A 13965-nucleotide genomic window follows, 5' to 3' on the forward strand; every position below is an offset into this window, starting at 1 on the left:
CTCTTGCCCTTAGGCTATCCGTACATGCCCGCAGCCGACGCGCCCGTGGCGCCGGCCATCATGACTTTGGCCTGATGCTGACGGATCTCCTCGTGCAAGGCCAGCGCGTCCGGCGCAAAGGCGACCCGCGGCTCCTGGAGCGGCGTGAAATGCGCCGGATTGCCCCGCCCGCGCGCCGTCATCGCATAGTCGCGCCCACCCAAGGGCTTCATGTCGGGGCGGATATAGCGGATCACGAAGCCGATGCGCCGGTCGTCCGACCCGTTCGGACCCGAGCCGTGGATCGTCAGCCCATGGTGCAGCGACATCTCACCGGGCTGAAGCGCGATTTCCACGCGGTCCTCGGGCGCGATCTCGACCTGCACTTCCTGACCGCGGCTGAGCAGGTTCGCCGGATCGTGCGTGTCGGTATGCGCCAGGATCGGGTTCTTGTGCGAGCCCGCGACAAACTCCATGCAGCCCGACGCCCGCGTCGCCGGCGAGAGCGCGATCCAGGCCGTCACGAGCCCGTCGATCGCGCCCAGTCCCCAGTACGTCAGGTCCTGGTGCATCGAGACCATGTGCCGTGTGTGCGGCTCCTTGATGAAAAGCTCCGCCGAATAGATCAGAATGTCCGGTCCAAGCACCCCCTCCACCACCTCCAGCACCGCCGGATCGCGCGCCAGTTCGGCGGCAAAGGGCATGACCACGTGGCTGTTCAGGCGCTTGTAGGTGCTCAACGGCTGCGGCAGGTCGGCGGCGAGCCAGTCCCGCTCGATCCGTTCGAGCGTGCCGCGAAAGGCGGCAGCGGCCTCGGGGCTCAGCACCCGGATCGGGTGCAGGAACCCGTCCCGCCAATAGGCGTCCTGCTGTTCGGCCGTCAGACGGCCGGCACTCAGATCAAGCGGCATCGGCACCTCCCCTGCCATGCACATGCCTGCGAGCTAAGCACACCCCCGGCGATCGCGCCTGCCTGCCCGCGACATGGGCGCGCCGCGAACAGGCCAGCGCTGGACACGGGCGCGCGCGCGGCTAATGTCTCGCGAGACCGTCCGTCGGCGCAGCTGTGCCCGCCGGTCGTCCAACCCGCCACGAGGAGTGCAGCCATGGAAAAGTTCGGCAAATCCCAACCCGTCACCCGGATCGAGGATGTGCGGTTCCTGACGGGCGGTGGACGCTACGTGGACGACATCGCGCCCGCGGACGCGCTCCATGCCTACGTGGTGCGCTCTTCGGTGGCGCATGGTGAGATCACCGAGCTGGACGTCGCGGATGCGCGGGAGGCCGAGGGCGTGCACCTGGTGCTGACCGCCGAGGACCTCGAGGCAGGTGGCTTCACCCTCGGCATGGCGGGCTCGCTGGTCACCAACCGGGACGGCTCCAAAGGCGCGGCGCCCCTGCGGCCCGAGCTGGCAAAAGGCCGGGTGCGCCACGTGGGCGAGCCGGTGGCGCTGATCGTCGCCGAGACGCTGGCGCAGGCACGGGACGCGGCCGATCTGGTGATGCTCGACGTGGACGACCTGCCGGTGCACATGGGCCTCGATTTCGACGGCCCGACCATCCACCCCGAGGCGCCGGGCAATCGCGCTTTTGACTGGGGGCTGGGCGACGAAGGCAAGACCGAGGCGGTCTTTGCTGAGGCAGCGCATGTGGTGACCATGGACGTCTTCGACAACCGTGTGATCGTGAACGCGATGGAGGGTCGGGCCTGCTACGCCGAATGGGACGGCACGCGCCTGCATCTCTGCGTGAACGGGCAGGGTGTCTGGGGGACCAAGGACAAGCTGGCCGAGAAATTCGACCTCGACCCGAGCAACGTGCGCGTGACCAACCCCGACGTCGGCGGCGGCTTCGGGATGAAGGCGATGGAGCACCCCGAAAACATGCTCTGCGCCTTTGCGGCCAAGGCGCTGGGGCGCCCCGTGCGCTGGGCCTCCGAGCGGACCGAAGGGATGCTGAGCGACAACGCCGGGCGCGACCTGACCCACACCGCCGCGCTCGCCTTTGACGCCGATCACCGGATCACCGGCTACAAGGTCCACACGATCTGCAACCTCGGCGCCTACAATTCGCAATTCGCGCAGCCGATCCAGACGCAGCTCTTTTCGCGGGTGCTGACCGGGGTCTACGACATGCCGACCGCTTGGCTGCACGTCGAGGGTGTCTACACCAACACCACGCAGGTCGACGCCTACCGCGGGGCGGGGCGGCCCGAGGCGATCTACCTTTTGGAGCGCCTGATGGACCAGGCAGCGCGCGAGCTTGCTGTCGATCCCTGGGCGCTGCGCCGCACGAACTTCATCAAGCCCGAGCAGTTTCCCTATTCGACGCTGGTCGACGAGACCTACGATGTGGGCGATTTCGAGCGCGTGCTGGCGGCAGCGGAGCGGGCGGCGGACCGGAGCGGCTTTGACAGCCGCCGCGCCGCCTCCGAGGCGCAGGGCAAGCTGCGCGGGCTGGGCCTTTGCTACTACATTGAGTCGATCCTGGGCGATCCGTCGGAAACCGCGCGCGTCGAGTTTGCCGAGGACGGAATGGTCGACCTCTACGTCGGCACGCAGTCGAACGGGCAGGGGCACGAGACGGTCTACACCACGTTCCTGCACGACCAGTCCGGCATCCCGCCCGAGAAAGTCCGCATCGTGCAAGGCGACAGCGACCGCATCAAACAGGGCGGCGGAACGGGCGGCTCGCGCTCGGTCACCACGCAGAACACCGCTGTCTTGGGCGCGGTGGACACGATTGTGGCGGCATTCGCGCCCTTTGTGGCAGAGCTGACCGGAGCAGAGACGGATGCTGTAACATTCGATCACGAAACCTTCCGCGTCGAGGGCTCGAACGTGGTGATGACCATGCTCGATGTGGCCGAAAAGGCACGCGAGGCGGGCCGGGACGACCTCTTGCAGCACGAGGCGCGCACCAAGCTCGACGCCCGCTCCTTCCCCAACGGGGCGCATGTGGCGGAGGTCGAGGTCGACCCCGAGACCGGCGTCGTAACCCTTTGTAAATACACGGTGGTCGATGATTTCGGCAATCTGATCAACCCGATGCTGGTCGAAGGCCAGGTCCACGGCGGCGTGGTGCAGGGCATTGGCCAGGCGCTGACCGAGCACGTGGTCTACGACGACGAGGGCCAGCTCCTCACGGCAAGTTTCATGGACTACGCCATGCCGAGGGCCGATCTTGTACCTATGATCGCTTTCTCGACCGAAGCGGTACCCTCGACGGCCAATGTCATGGGCATGAAGGGCTGCGGCGAGGCCGGCACCGTCGGATCGATGGCGGCCACGGCAAACGCGGTGCACGACGCGCTTTGGACCCGGGGGGTGCGTCAGGCGGATATGCCGTTCACCCCGCTCCGGGTGTGGGACATGCTGAAGGATGCCGAACCCCTCGCGGCTGAATAGAGCACTCACACGCGCCCGGTGGTGTCTCCGCCGGGCTGACAGTGCGCCGCGATCGGCAAAGCCTGACCCCCGCACCCTTGTCGTGATCCTCGACGGTACGATGTCCTCGCTTGCGCCGGGTGGTGAGACCAATGCCGGCCTGACCTATCGCCTGTTGCAGGGCATGGACGGGGTGCAGGTCTACTACGAGCCGGGCATCCAGTGGCAGAGCTGGCGCTCGCTTCGGGACGTTGCAACCGGACGTGGCCTCAATCGCCAAATCCGCCGCGCCTACCGCTGGCTCGCGCGGGCCTATCGTCCGGGCGACCGCATCTTCCTCTTTGGCTATTCGCGCGGCGCCTATGCGGTGCGCTCGCTGGGCGGCGTGATCGACCGGCTCGGCCTTTTGCGCGCGCCGCGCGCGACGCGGGACAACACACGCGACATCTATGGATTTTATGAGACGGGGCCTGCGAGTGGCGAGGCGCAAGCCTTTGCGCGCCAGATGTGCCACCGCGATGTGCCGATCGAGATGATCGGCGTCTGGGACACGGTCAAGGCGCTGGGCCTGCGCCTGCCGCTGCTCTGGCGTTTGACCGAGAGGCGGCATGCGTTTCATTCGACCGAGCTCGGCGCCAATGTCCGCCGGGCCTGCCACGCGCTTGCGCTGAACGAACGTCGCGCGATCTACGCCCCGGTGCTGTGGTCTTCACAGGATGCGAGGGACGCGGCGCGGATCGAGCAGGTCTGGTTCCCCGGCACCCATGGCGATATCGGGGGGCAGCTGGGCGGCTTCGCGCCCGCGCGCGGGCTGTCGAACGCAACCTTGTGTTGGATGTTGGGGCGGGCGGAGGCGTCGGGTCTGGCGCTGCCGGAGGGCTGGCAGACGCGGTTTCCGAGCGATCCTCACGCGCCGTCGATCGGGCTTTGGGCCGGGGCGGGGCGGATGTTCCTGCTGAGGCGCGCGCGCCGTGTGGGTCTGGACGGGTCCGAGCGGGTGCACAGCAGCGTGGCCTTGCGCCGCGCGGCGCGGACGCCGCGCCTGGCCGTGAGCATGGGCAAAGGTCTGCCGACGCCCTGACACTGGGTAACACTTTGGTGAGATGCGCTTTTTCCTGCCGCCTGTGGCTTCCATGTTCGAAGGGTCGCGCAGACGACGGAACCGTCTGCCTTGATGCGACTCTGTCCCTCGTTCCGTACCTTGCGCCCGGGTCCGTCCCGGGCGTTTTTTTGTTTCGCGTCCGCCTTGGTGGCGGCAAGGTGCGGGCATGACGCACACCGACTCGCAGCTGAAGGCCATCCTGACCCGCACCAAGGTGATCGCGGTTGTCGGCGCGTCGATGAACCCGGTGCGGCCGTCGTACTACGTCGCGCGGTACCTGTCGCTGAAAGGCTACCGCGTGCTGCCGGTCAACCCCGGTCATGCAGGCAAGCCGTTCTTTGGCGAGGTCGTTTACGGCAGCCTTGCCGAGATCGACGCGGAGGTCGACATGGTCGACATCTTTCGCCGCTCCGAGCACGTGTTGCCGGTGGTCGAGGAGGCGCTCGAGGTGCTGCCGTCCTTGCGGACCGTCTGGATGCAGATCGGGGTGCGGCACGCGGAGGCGGCGCGGCTGGCCGAGGCGCGGGGCTGTGATGTGATCCAGGACCGCTGTCCCAAGATCGAGTACCAGCGGCTCTTTGGAGAGTTGCGGATGGGTGGGTTCAACACTGGGGTGATTTCTTCGAAGCTGCCGTAGGGTGGGCATCTGCCCACCTTACGTTTCTTGGGGCTCTGCCGCCGTCCATCGGGCTTGTACCGATGGCGCCACTCGGACGGCCCCCGAGGTATTTTGGAACCAGAGAAGCTAAGGACCGGTGCGCTATTTTGGACGGTTGGCTTTTTCGGTGAGGCCGGAGGTTCCTGCGCGGCGGGTGAGTTCGGCCTCGACGTCTGCAAGGCTGAGGCCGCGGGCGTGGAGCATCACGAGAAGGTGGTAGAGCACGTCGGCGGCTTCGCTGGTGAGGCCGTCCTTGTCGTTCTTGACGGCTTCGATGATGGCCTCGACGGCCTCTTCGCCGAACTTTTCGGCGCATTTTTCGGGGCCTTGGGCGAGGAGCTTGGCGGTCCAGCTGCTCGAGGGGTCGGCGCCGATGCGAGCGGCGATGGTGGCGTCGAGGTCCTTGAGCGCGCTCATGCGGCCAGCCTCACGGGCAGGCCGGCGGCGGCCATGTGAGCCTTGGCCTCGCCGATGGTAAACGTTCCGAAGTGGAAGATGGAAGCGGCGAGCACGGCAGACGCGCCGCCGTCCCGGACGCCCTCGACGAGGTGGTCAAGCGTGCCGACGCCGCCGGAGGCGATCACCGGCACGTCGACCGCGTCCGAGACAGCGCGTGTGAGACCGATGTTGAACCCGTCGCGTGTGCCGTCGCGGTCCATGGAGGTGAGGAGGATTTCGCCGGCGCCCTTGGCGGCGACGGTTTCGGCGAAGGCGACGGCGTCGATGCCGGTCGCCTTGCGCCCGCCGTGGGTGAAGATCTCCCATTTGCCGGGCACGACGGTCTTGGCGTCGATGGCCACGACGATGCATTGCGAGCCGAACTGGTCCGCGGCGCGCGCCACGACGTCCGGGTCGCGCACGGCGGCGGAGTTGATGGAGACCTTGTCCGCGCCGGCGAGCAGGAGTTGCCGCACGTCATCTGCGGAGCGCACGCCGCCGCCGACGGTGAGCGGGATGTAGCATTCCTCTGCGGTGCGGCGGACCACGTCGAACATCGTGCCGCGGTTCTCGTGGGTGGCGGTGATGTCGAGGAAACAGATCTCGTCTGCGCCGGCGGCGTCATAGGCGCGGGCGGCGTCGACCGGGTCGCCGGCGTCGATCAGGTCGACGAAGTTCACGCCCTTGACCACGCGGCCTTCTGCCACGTCGAGGCAGGGGATGATCCGGGTCTTGAGCATATGTCGCGTCTCCTTTGCCTGCCGTGTAGCGCGGCGCGACGGCGGCGTCTACGTGCGGGCGCGCAGGGCGCGGATCAGCGCGGCGGCGCCGATGGCGGCTGTGAGCAGCGCGACGAGCGGCAGATAGGCGGCGAGCCGTCCGAAGATGTCGGCGAGGATTTGCGCGGTCTCCGAGCGGATCGTGGCGCAGACGGGGCCGTCTGCCCCGGCGGAGCAGCCGTCAGCGGCGAGCGTCTGGCCGGCTGCCTCCATCCCGAGGAAGGCGCCGGTCATGATGAGCACGGCGAGGCAACTCCAGAAGCCGATGCGCAGGCGGGCCGGGCGCAGGTGCGCCTCGCGCGCGTGGGCAAAGGCAAGCACGGCGCAGGCGGGCGGCAGGCCGAGGGCGAGCCATGTGGCGAGGGAGGCGGTGAAGGTCAGCATCAGCGTCCGTGTAACGCGATGCGGGCCGGGGGCGCTAGAGGAGGCGGGTGGTCTCTTGCACGGTCAGGCAGGGGCGGGCTGTGGGGCCGTAGCTGCGCTCGTATTGGCGGAGGGCTGGAAAGAGCGTGAAGAGCTCGTGGCGCGCGGCGGGGTCAAGCTCGGTCTTGGCAAGCTCGCCGGCGTGCAGGCTTTCGGTCAGGCAGCCGCCCGCCTCGATCACGTGGTGGCGGTCGAAGAGCAGGTGCAGGTAGTCCGTGGGCGCGGGTGCCGCGGGCGTGATGCTGTGGTCGTTGCAGAGCGCCTTGGCAGGAGCGAGGACCTCCGCCTGGCCGAAGTAGAGCTGCGCCTTCCACCCGGTGAGCAGCATCCGGTGTTGCGGTGAGACCTGCATGTCGCGCGCCGGGAGGCCCGGGCCGAAGGCGTGTGCACGGATGCGAATGGGGGCGAGCTCGGGTGCGGCCTCGAGGCGCTGTTCGGGCAGGTGCGTGCGCGCGATCCAGCGGAGGGGCTGGTGGCCGCCGTCCTGCGTCCAGATCAGGTCGCCGGGTACCAGCTCGGTGACCTCGACAGGGCCGCGGATCGTGCGGATGCGTGTGCCGGGCGTAAAGCAGGCGATGCGTCCGTGTTCAAAGGCGACGATGCCGACAGTCTCGTCCGCGTGGGCGGTGGAGCCGGCGCCCGAGTTCTCGTCAAAGCTGAGCGAGATGGTGCTGGGGCTCTCGGGGCCGCGGATGATGACGGTGCCGGCGTCGGTCTCGTTCATCGACTGGGTTTCGGCCAGCACCACCTTGTCCTTGAAGTCGGCGCCGAGGTCGTAGGTCGTGTCGCCGGTTGTGAGCGTGCCGCCGTGGATCGCCGAGCCGGAGTGGCCGTCGGTCTGCACGCCCGCGGCGACGGCGATGTAGCCGACGGTCTCGGGCGCGTGTGTGCCGTCGGACCAAGCGCCCTCCTGCAGGGCGAGGTCAAAGCCGGACTTGGTGATGTTGAACGGATCGCTGTCGACAGTGTCCGCCTCGTTGTAGCTCATCACGTTGGTGAGCACGACGGGCGGGGCGTCGAACTCTGCGGTGAGCTTGACCGACGAGGTGGCGTCCGTGGCGGTGGTGTGGCCGGCCTCGAGGAGGCGCCCGTCGGGCAAAAGGTGCACGCCGGCGTCGACGGCGAGCCAGTTGATCGTCTCGACCGCGAGGTGGTCGCCGTCCTCGTCCTCCCACTCGTCGAGCATGAACTCGAAGCCGAAGATGTCTTTGGAGAGGACGGTCAGGGCGAACTCGTTGCCGCCCGAGTTGGTGCTGGTGAGGATGATGACGGGGTCGGCGATGGGCACGTCGAACGTGACGCGGATCACCTCCCCGTCGTCGAACGCTGCGCGCGTCAGACTGCCTGCCTCACCAATACCCATACCTGCGCCTGTCCCGCGCCCCGGATTTTTGTATCCGGGTCTTCTGTCCCGTTAACCTTGCGTTAACCTGTGAATGGGGCGGAAATTGGCAAAGGTCGGGTGTGTAGCGCGCATGTGTGGCCTGCATGCACGCATAAGGAGTATAGTGGTTAGGCGGCGAGGGCGGCCAGCGCTTCGCGCAAGTCGATCGCACCGTCGTAAAGCGCCCGGCCGGAGATCGCGCCGTTGAGGGCGGCGCCGCAGTCGCGTAGCGCGATGAGGTCGTCGATGGAGGACACGCCGCCGCTGGCGATCACGGGGATCGAGACGGCCTGCGCGAGGGCCGCGGTCGCGGGCACGTTCGGGCCTTTCATGGCGCCGTCCCGGGTGATGTCGGTGTAGATGATGGCCGCGACGCCTGCGTCCTCGAAGGAGCGGGCGAGGTCCGTGGCGTCGACCTCCGTCTCCTCCGCCCAGCCTTTCGTTGCGACCTTGCCGTGACGGGCGTCGATGCCGACGGCGACGTGACCGGGGAAGGCTTTGGCGGCCTCGCGCACCAGTGCGGGGTTTTCGACCGCGACAGTGCCGAGGATGACGCGGGCCAGCCCTTTGTCGAGCCAGCGCTCGATCGTGGCCATGTCGCGGATGCCGCCGCCGAGCTGCGCCGGCACGTCACACGCCTTGAGGATCGCCTCGACCGCGGCGGCGTTGACCGGCTCCCCGGCAAAGGCGCCGTTGAGGTCCACCAGATGCAGCCACTGGCAGCCCGCCGCGACAAATGCCTCAGCCTGCGCTGCGGGGTTGTCGTTGAAGACGGTGGCGCTCTCCATCTCGCCATGCACGAGGCGTACGGCGGCGCCATCCTTGAGGTCGATGGCGGGGTAGAGGATCATGGCGGGCATCCCTGGTGGTCGGCGTCGGCAGGCTCCTGCCACGGGCGGGGGCGCGATGCAATGCAACGCCACGTCAGGCTTGATCTGGCCCGGGGGCGTGGCGCACCGTCGCAGCACCACTCAAGGGAGGACATTATGAAACACTTCATCGCAGCCGCCGCGCTGGCGCTTGTGGCAGGCGGAGCTGCCGCCGATCCGGTGCTGGGCACCTGGAAGACGCAAGTCGACGACGGCAATTACGCGCATGTGCAGATGTACAGCTGCGGCGGGAAGATCTGCGGCAAGATCGCCAAGGCGTTCAACAGTTCGGGCGAGTTTGCGACCGAGAACAAAGGCAAGAACCTGGTCTGGGACATGGTTGCGCAAGGCGGCGGCAGCTACAAGTCGGGCAAGATCTGGCAGCCCTCGACCGACAAGGTCTACCGCTCCAAGATGTCCCTGTCGGGCAACACGCTCAAGGTCTCCGGCTGCGTCGGGCCGATCTGCAAGAAGCAGACCTGGTCGCGCGTCAACTGACCTCTGAGCGGGCGTAGGGTGGGCATGTGCCCACCTTACATACCGTCACGCTGCGGCGGCGACGCGCGCGATCTCGGCTGGCCCGGGCAGGCCGGTGATCCACCAATGCGCCTCGGGCGCGGTGCGGGCGCGCAGCCGCGACAGGCGCCAGCGTCCGGGCAGGTCGGTGCCAAAGGGCGGCTGGCGCGGGGGCTCGTGCGCGGGTGCCATGTGCCAGCGGCTCTCGACCCCCGGCGCGCCGCCCTGATCGGGCGTCAGAAGCAGGCCCATCGGCGCCGCACCCAGCCCTGCCGCGCCGCCTTGCTCGGCCGCCAGATGCAGCCGCCGCACGGCTGTGAGCGAGGGCAGGCCCGTCAGCTCGGCCACCACCAGCGGCACCGCACCCGCGCGCAGGCTTTCCTCCATCGTCCAGAGCACGTCCTCCGCCCGGTTCGGCGCCAGAAACGTGAACCGCCCCGGCTCGGCAAAGGTGCAAAGCCCCGCCGGGTTGAGGCTCGCCTGCTCCCAGGCAGGGCTGATCCAGAACACCGGTCCCTGCATCCGCGCCGCCAGCCAGACCGCGAAGCTGCGCCGCGCCAGACCGCAGACCTCGTGCGTGCGCCCACGCGCCAGCTGCACGTCCGGCGTCAGGGCCACCGTCTCGGCGGCGGTCTTGCGCGTGCTGCGCTCGGAGGGCGTGCGGGTCAGCTGCATGTCAAACACCTCTGGCTGGGTGCCTGACTTAACCATGTTCGTATTTTGTTCTCAACATTTGTTTTGGAATGTGCGACGGTTGCAGAGGGCTGAAAGCTCGGACACTCTGCCGCCATGCGCATGTGGCTGAGACGTCTGATTTGTGTGCTCTGGGCGCTTGGTGCGGCGCCTGGGGGGCTTGCGGCGTCTGACACGCCGCTCGACGTCTACGCGGCGGCGTCGCTGGGCGAGGCTGTGGCCGCGCTCGCGCCTCTCTGGCGGGCTGAGACGGGGCAGGAGTTGCGCGCGGTGCACGCGGGTACAGCGACGCTTGCGCGCCAGATCGCGGCAGGCGCGCCGGCGGAGGTGTTCCTGTCGGCGGACGCCGCGTGGATGGACTGGAGCGTCTCGCAGGGCGTGGTGGCCGAAGGTTCGGACCGCGTGTTCGCCCGCAACAGCCTCGTGGTCATTGCGCCTGCGGCGGCTGCCGAGCCGTTGGCGTTGACTTCGGCGGACCTGACAGACCGCCTTGGCTCAGGCCGGATGGCAATGGGCCTGCCGGATGCCGTGCCGGCAGGGACCTACGCGCGCGAGGCGTTGATCTCGCTCGGCCTATGGCCTTTGTTGGAGGACCGTATCGCGGGCACCGACAGCGTGCGCGCAGCGCTTGCGCTGGTCGCGCTGGGTGCGGCGCCGCTGGGGATCGTCTACGCCACTGACCTGCGTGCCGAGCCGCGTGTCCGAAAGGTGGCGGACATTCCTGTGCAGAGCCACGCGCCAATCACGTACCACGCGGCGCCCGTGCTGCGTGGGGATCAGAGCGATGCGGCGGGCGCCTTTGTCGCGTTTCTGGCGACGGCGCCAGCGCAGGACGCGTTGCAAGAGCTTGGGTTCGGCGCGCCGTGACGGGCTGGCTTGGACCGGCGGAGTGGGAGGCCGTGCGACTGTCGCTCAAGGTCGCGTTCTGGGCGACGCTCCTGACGCTACCGGTTGGCGTCTGGCTTGGCTGGCTCCTCGCACGCGGACAGTTTCGCGGTCATGCCATGCTCAGCGCGGCGGTCCACATCCCGTTGGTCCTGCCTCCGGTGGTCACGGGCTACCTGCTGCTGCTGACCTTCAGCCCGGCCGCGCCGCTCGGGGCCTTGCTCGAGACGCTTGGTCTGCCGCTGGCCTTTCGCTGGACGGGGGCGGTGCTGGCTGCGTCGGTCATGTCGCTGCCTCTCATGGTGCGCCCGATCCGGCTCGCCTTTGAAGCGGTGGATCCCAGGCTTGAAGAGGCCGCCGCCACGCTCGGCGCCTCGCGCTTGCGCGTTTTTCTGACGGTCACGCTGCCGCTCGCCCGCACGGGCCTCGTCGCCGGCGCCGTGATGGCCTTTGCCAAGGCGCTGGGCGAGTTCGGCGCGACGATCACCTTTGTCGCGAACATCCCCGGCGAGACGCGCACGGTGCCCTCGGCGATCTACGCGTTCTTGCAAGTGCCGGGCGGGGACGCGGCGGCGTTGAGGCTGGTGGTCGTGGCGCTGATCCTGTCGCTGGGCGCGGTCGTCGCCTCCGAACTGCTCACGCGGAAGACGGCGCGATGAGCGGGTTCGACGTCGTGCTGAAACACCGCTTTGCGGGGGGCGCCGCGCTCGACATCAGCTTTGCAAGTTCCGCGGGGGTCACGGCGCTTTTTGGTCGGTCGGGCGCGGGCAAGTCGAGTGTGATCCGCGCGGTTGCCGGGCTCTTTGAGCCGGACGCGGCGGAAATCACCGTAGCGGGTGAGAGGCTCGACGGTGTGGGCGTGCGCGTGGCACGCCACTGCCGCCAGCTTGGCGTCGTCTTTCAGGAGGCGCGGCTTTTTCCGCATATGAGCGTGGCGCGTAACATCGCCTATGGCGCGTCGGGATTGCCGCCGGAGCGCTTAAGCCGGATCGAGGAGATGCTGGGACTTGGCCCGCTGATGGACCGCCGCCCCGCGACGCTGTCGGGCGGGGAGGCGCAGCGCGTGGCCATCGCCCGGGCGCTGGCGTGCCAGCCGCGGGCGCTTTTGATGGACGAGCCGCTAGCCTCCCTCGATGCGGCGCGCAAGGCCAAGGTCCTCCCGTTTCTCGAGGCGTTGCGGGCGGAGGCGGGCGTGCCGATCCTCTATGTTTCGCACGACATCGCGGAGGTGGCGCGGCTGGCCGACACGCTCGTGCTGCTCGAGGGCGGCACGGTCGTGGCCTCCGGGCCGGCGACCGATCTTTTGTCCGATCCGGCGCTGGTGCCGCACCTCGGGGTGCAGAACGCGGGCGCGGTCCTGCCTGGGACGCTTGCAAAGCGCCATGCGGGGGACGGGCTGTCGGAGATTGCGCTGCCCGCCGCGACGCTGCTCGTGCCGGAGGTCGAGGCGCCCGAGGGCTCGCCGCTGCGGCTGCGTGTGCCGGCGACCGACGTGATGCTTGCGCGCACCCGGCCCGAGGGGCTTTCGGCGCTCAACATCGTGCCTGCAACCGTCACCGGCATCGAGGAGGGGCGGGGGCCGGGCGTGATGGTGCAGCTGGCGCTCGGGCCCTCGCGGCTGTTGGCGCGGATCACGCGGCGCTCGGCGCGCGCCCTTGACCTTGCCCCCGGGACTGAGGTCTTTGCGATCCTGAAAACCGTGGCCGTGGCGCCGGGCGCCATCGGCGCCGCGCCGCTCGCCAAAGCTGGAGACTGACCGACATGCACCGCAATCCGATGGGCCGCACGGGCCTGACCGTTCCCAAGATGTGCCTCGGGACGATGACCTTTGGCACGCAGACGCCCGAGGACGACGCGCACGCGCAGATCGACATGTGCCTCGCGCATGGCGTCGACTTTCTCGACACGGCCGAGATGTACCCGGTCAACCCGATGGGTCCGAGCACGCAGGGCGACAGCGAGCGGATCATCGGCACATGGGCGGCCAAGACCGGACGCCGCAAGGACGTGATGATCGCGACCAAGCATTCGGGCAACGGGCTCAAGCACATCCGGGATGGCGCGGCGATCAGCGCGAAGAGCATTCCGGGCACAATCGACGGTGCGCTCGAGCGGCTGCAGACGGATTACATCGACCTCTACCAGTTTCACTGGCCCAACCGCGGCAGCTACATGTTCCGGCAGAACTGGACGTACAGCCCCGAGGGCGAGGCGGCCAAAGTGCGTCAGGACATGGCCGACTGCCTTGGCGCGTTGCAAAAGGAGGTCGACCGGGGCCGCATCCGCGCGTTCGGCCTCTCGAACGAGAGCGCGTGGGGGACGGCGCAGTGGCTGCGACTAGCCGAGGAAGAGGCCGGCCCGCGTGTCGTTTCTGTCCAGAACGAGTACTCGCTGCTCTGCCGGCTCTACGACACGGACCTCAACGAGCTGAGCATGTACGAGGACGTGGGCTGTTTTGCGTTCTCGCCGCTGGCGGCGGGGCTTTTGACGGGCAAGTACCAGAACGGCGCGGTGCCCGAGGGCTCGCGGATGTCGATCACGGGTGCGCTGGGTGGCCGCAAGACGGAGCGCGCGTTCGAGGCGGCGGGCGCCTATCTCGACATCGCCGAGCGGCACGGGATTGACCCGGTGCATCTGGCGATGGCCTTTGCGATGGACCGTCCGTTCATGATGTCGGCGATCTTTGGCGCGACGACGCTCGAGCAGCTGCCGCGGATCCTCGCGTCGGGCGACGTGGCTTTGTCTGACGAGGTCTATGACGAGATCAACGCCGCGCATCAGGCGCATCCGATGCCGTATTAGGCAAAGATGTCCTCGGTTGTGGCGGGCAAGGACGGAAAAAGCTCGCCCGAT

Annotated in this window: 15 protein-coding genes; 8 read left to right on the plus strand and 7 right to left on the minus strand. The window is 68.4% G+C overall.

Going from position 1 to position 13965, the window contains the following annotated elements; all coding sequences use genetic code 11:
• Positions 1–14: 14 nt before the first annotated feature.
• Complete coding sequence (locus ACU0B3_RS13230) at positions 15–890, minus strand: phytanoyl-CoA dioxygenase family protein (protein ID WP_446261326.1); 876 nt, start codon at positions 888–890, stop codon at positions 15–17.
• A 195-nt stretch (positions 891–1085) separates the two neighbouring features.
• On the opposite strand from ACU0B3_RS13230, the gene ACU0B3_RS13235 reads away from it, so the two are divergent.
• The 3 genes from ACU0B3_RS13235 to ACU0B3_RS13245 all read left to right on the plus strand — a co-directional run bounded on the left by ACU0B3_RS13235 (position 1086) and on the right by ACU0B3_RS13245 (position 5104).
• The gene (locus ACU0B3_RS13235) at positions 1086–3386 is read left to right on the plus strand and encodes a xanthine dehydrogenase family protein molybdopterin-binding subunit (RefSeq protein ID WP_446261327.1); all 2301 of its coding nucleotides are present in this window, start codon (positions 1086–1088) and stop codon (positions 3384–3386) included.
• A complete protein-coding gene (locus ACU0B3_RS13240; protein WP_446261328.1) occupies positions 3361–4446 on the plus strand; it encodes a DUF2235 domain-containing protein in 1086 nt (361 codons plus the stop codon). Before ACU0B3_RS13235 ends, ACU0B3_RS13240 begins: the two co-directional genes overlap by 26 nt.
• Positions 4447–4633: 187 nt before the next feature.
• The gene (locus ACU0B3_RS13245) at positions 4634–5104 is read left to right on the plus strand and encodes a CoA-binding protein (RefSeq protein ID WP_446261329.1); all 471 of its coding nucleotides are present in this window, start codon (positions 4634–4636) and stop codon (positions 5102–5104) included.
• 123 nt (positions 5105–5227) lie between these two features.
• On the opposite strand, the gene ACU0B3_RS13250 is transcribed toward ACU0B3_RS13245, so the two are convergent.
• The 5 genes from ACU0B3_RS13250 to hisA form a co-directional block, all read right to left on the minus strand.
• Complete coding sequence (locus ACU0B3_RS13250; protein ID WP_446261330.1) at positions 5228–5542, minus strand: phosphoribosyl-ATP diphosphatase; 315 nt, start codon at positions 5540–5542, stop codon at positions 5228–5230.
• Positions 5539–6303: an imidazole glycerol phosphate synthase subunit HisF gene (hisF, locus tag ACU0B3_RS13255; protein ID WP_446261331.1), complete on the minus strand. Its 765-nt coding sequence runs from the start codon at positions 6301–6303 to the stop codon at positions 5539–5541. The genes ACU0B3_RS13250 and hisF overlap by 4 nt, the downstream gene beginning before the upstream one ends.
• Positions 6304–6351: 48 nt before the next feature.
• Positions 6352–6726: a hypothetical protein gene (locus ACU0B3_RS13260; protein WP_446261332.1), complete on the minus strand. Its 375-nt coding sequence runs from the start codon at positions 6724–6726 to the stop codon at positions 6352–6354.
• Between the two features lie 34 nt (positions 6727–6760).
• Entirely contained in the window at positions 6761–8128 is a 1368-nt protein-coding gene (locus tag ACU0B3_RS13265; protein WP_446261333.1) for a Hint domain-containing protein, read from the minus strand.
• Between the two features lie 149 nt (positions 8129–8277).
• Positions 8278–9000, minus strand: a complete 723-nt coding sequence (hisA, locus tag ACU0B3_RS13270; RefSeq protein ID WP_446261334.1) for a 1-(5-phosphoribosyl)-5-[(5-phosphoribosylamino)methylideneamino]imidazole-4-carboxamide isomerase — start codon at positions 8998–9000, stop codon at positions 8278–8280.
• A 135-nt stretch (positions 9001–9135) separates the two neighbouring features.
• Between hisA and ACU0B3_RS13275 the strand changes: the two genes are divergently transcribed.
• A complete protein-coding gene (locus ACU0B3_RS13275) occupies positions 9136–9516 on the plus strand; it encodes a DUF2147 domain-containing protein (protein WP_446261335.1) in 381 nt (126 codons plus the stop codon).
• Positions 9517–9561: 45 nt separating this feature from the next.
• Here the strand turns inward: ACU0B3_RS13275 and ACU0B3_RS13280 are convergent, their stop codons facing one another.
• On the minus strand, positions 9562–10209 hold the full coding sequence (locus ACU0B3_RS13280) for an ImuA family protein (RefSeq protein WP_446261336.1): 648 nt from the start codon (positions 10207–10209) through the stop codon (positions 9562–9564).
• Positions 10210–10323: 114 nt separating this feature from the next.
• Here ACU0B3_RS13280 and modA point away from each other — a divergent pair, with 114 nt between their 5' ends.
• The 4 genes from modA to ACU0B3_RS13300 are packed head-to-tail and all read left to right on the plus strand — an operon-like array spanning position 10324 to position 13914.
• Positions 10324–11094 (plus strand): molybdate ABC transporter substrate-binding protein, encoded by a 771-nt coding sequence (gene modA, locus ACU0B3_RS13285; RefSeq protein WP_446261337.1) that lies wholly within the window; start codon positions 10324–10326, stop codon positions 11092–11094.
• Positions 11091–11771, plus strand: a complete 681-nt coding sequence (gene modB, locus ACU0B3_RS13290; RefSeq protein ID WP_446261338.1) for a molybdate ABC transporter permease subunit — start codon at positions 11091–11093, stop codon at positions 11769–11771. Before modA ends, modB begins: the two co-directional genes overlap by 4 nt.
• Positions 11768–12868, plus strand: coding sequence for a molybdenum ABC transporter ATP-binding protein (gene modC, locus ACU0B3_RS13295; protein ID WP_446261339.1), 1101 nt, complete (start codon positions 11768–11770; stop codon positions 12866–12868). The genes modB and modC overlap by 4 nt, the downstream gene beginning before the upstream one ends.
• A 5-nt stretch (positions 12869–12873) precedes the next feature.
• A complete protein-coding gene (locus tag ACU0B3_RS13300) occupies positions 12874–13914 on the plus strand; it encodes an aldo/keto reductase (RefSeq protein ID WP_446261340.1) in 1041 nt (346 codons plus the stop codon).
• The last annotated feature ends 51 nt before the right edge of the window (positions 13915–13965 follow it).

It is taken from the genome of Pseudaestuariivita sp. (assembly GCF_052825805.1).

Excerpts from the sequence above, each read along its gene's own strand:
- ACU0B3_RS13275 (WP_446261335.1), top strand. The coding sequence starts at position 9,136 with ATGAAACACTTCATCGCAGCCGCCGCGCTGGCGCTTGTGGCAGGCGGA.
- ACU0B3_RS13265 (WP_446261333.1), bottom strand. The coding sequence starts at position 8,128 with ATGGGTATTGGTGAGGCAGGCAGTCTGACGCGCGCAGCGTTCGACGAC.
- ACU0B3_RS13245 (WP_446261329.1), top strand. The coding sequence starts at position 4,634 with ATGACGCACACCGACTCGCAGCTGAAGGCCATCCTGACCCGCACCAAG.
- ACU0B3_RS13250 (WP_446261330.1), bottom strand. The coding sequence starts at position 5,542 with ATGAGCGCGCTCAAGGACCTCGACGCCACCATCGCCGCTCGCATCGGC.
- modA (WP_446261337.1), top strand. The coding sequence starts at position 10,324 with ATGCGCATGTGGCTGAGACGTCTGATTTGTGTGCTCTGGGCGCTTGGT.
- hisA (WP_446261334.1), bottom strand. The coding sequence starts at position 9,000 with ATGATCCTCTACCCCGCCATCGACCTCAAGGATGGCGCCGCCGTACGC.
- ACU0B3_RS13280 (WP_446261336.1), bottom strand. The coding sequence starts at position 10,209 with ATGCAGCTGACCCGCACGCCCTCCGAGCGCAGCACGCGCAAGACCGCC.
- hisF (WP_446261331.1), bottom strand. The coding sequence starts at position 6,303 with ATGCTCAAGACCCGGATCATCCCCTGCCTCGACGTGGCAGAAGGCCGC.
- ACU0B3_RS13230 (WP_446261326.1), bottom strand. The coding sequence starts at position 890 with ATGCCGCTTGATCTGAGTGCCGGCCGTCTGACGGCCGAACAGCAGGAC.
- ACU0B3_RS13300 (WP_446261340.1), top strand. The coding sequence starts at position 12,874 with ATGCACCGCAATCCGATGGGCCGCACGGGCCTGACCGTTCCCAAGATG.
- ACU0B3_RS13235 (WP_446261327.1), top strand. The coding sequence starts at position 1,086 with ATGGAAAAGTTCGGCAAATCCCAACCCGTCACCCGGATCGAGGATGTG.
- ACU0B3_RS13260 (WP_446261332.1), bottom strand. The coding sequence starts at position 6,726 with ATGCTGACCTTCACCGCCTCCCTCGCCACATGGCTCGCCCTCGGCCTG.
- ACU0B3_RS13240 (WP_446261328.1), top strand. The coding sequence starts at position 3,361 with ATGCCGAACCCCTCGCGGCTGAATAGAGCACTCACACGCGCCCGGTGG.
- modC (WP_446261339.1), top strand. The coding sequence starts at position 11,768 with ATGAGCGGGTTCGACGTCGTGCTGAAACACCGCTTTGCGGGGGGCGCC.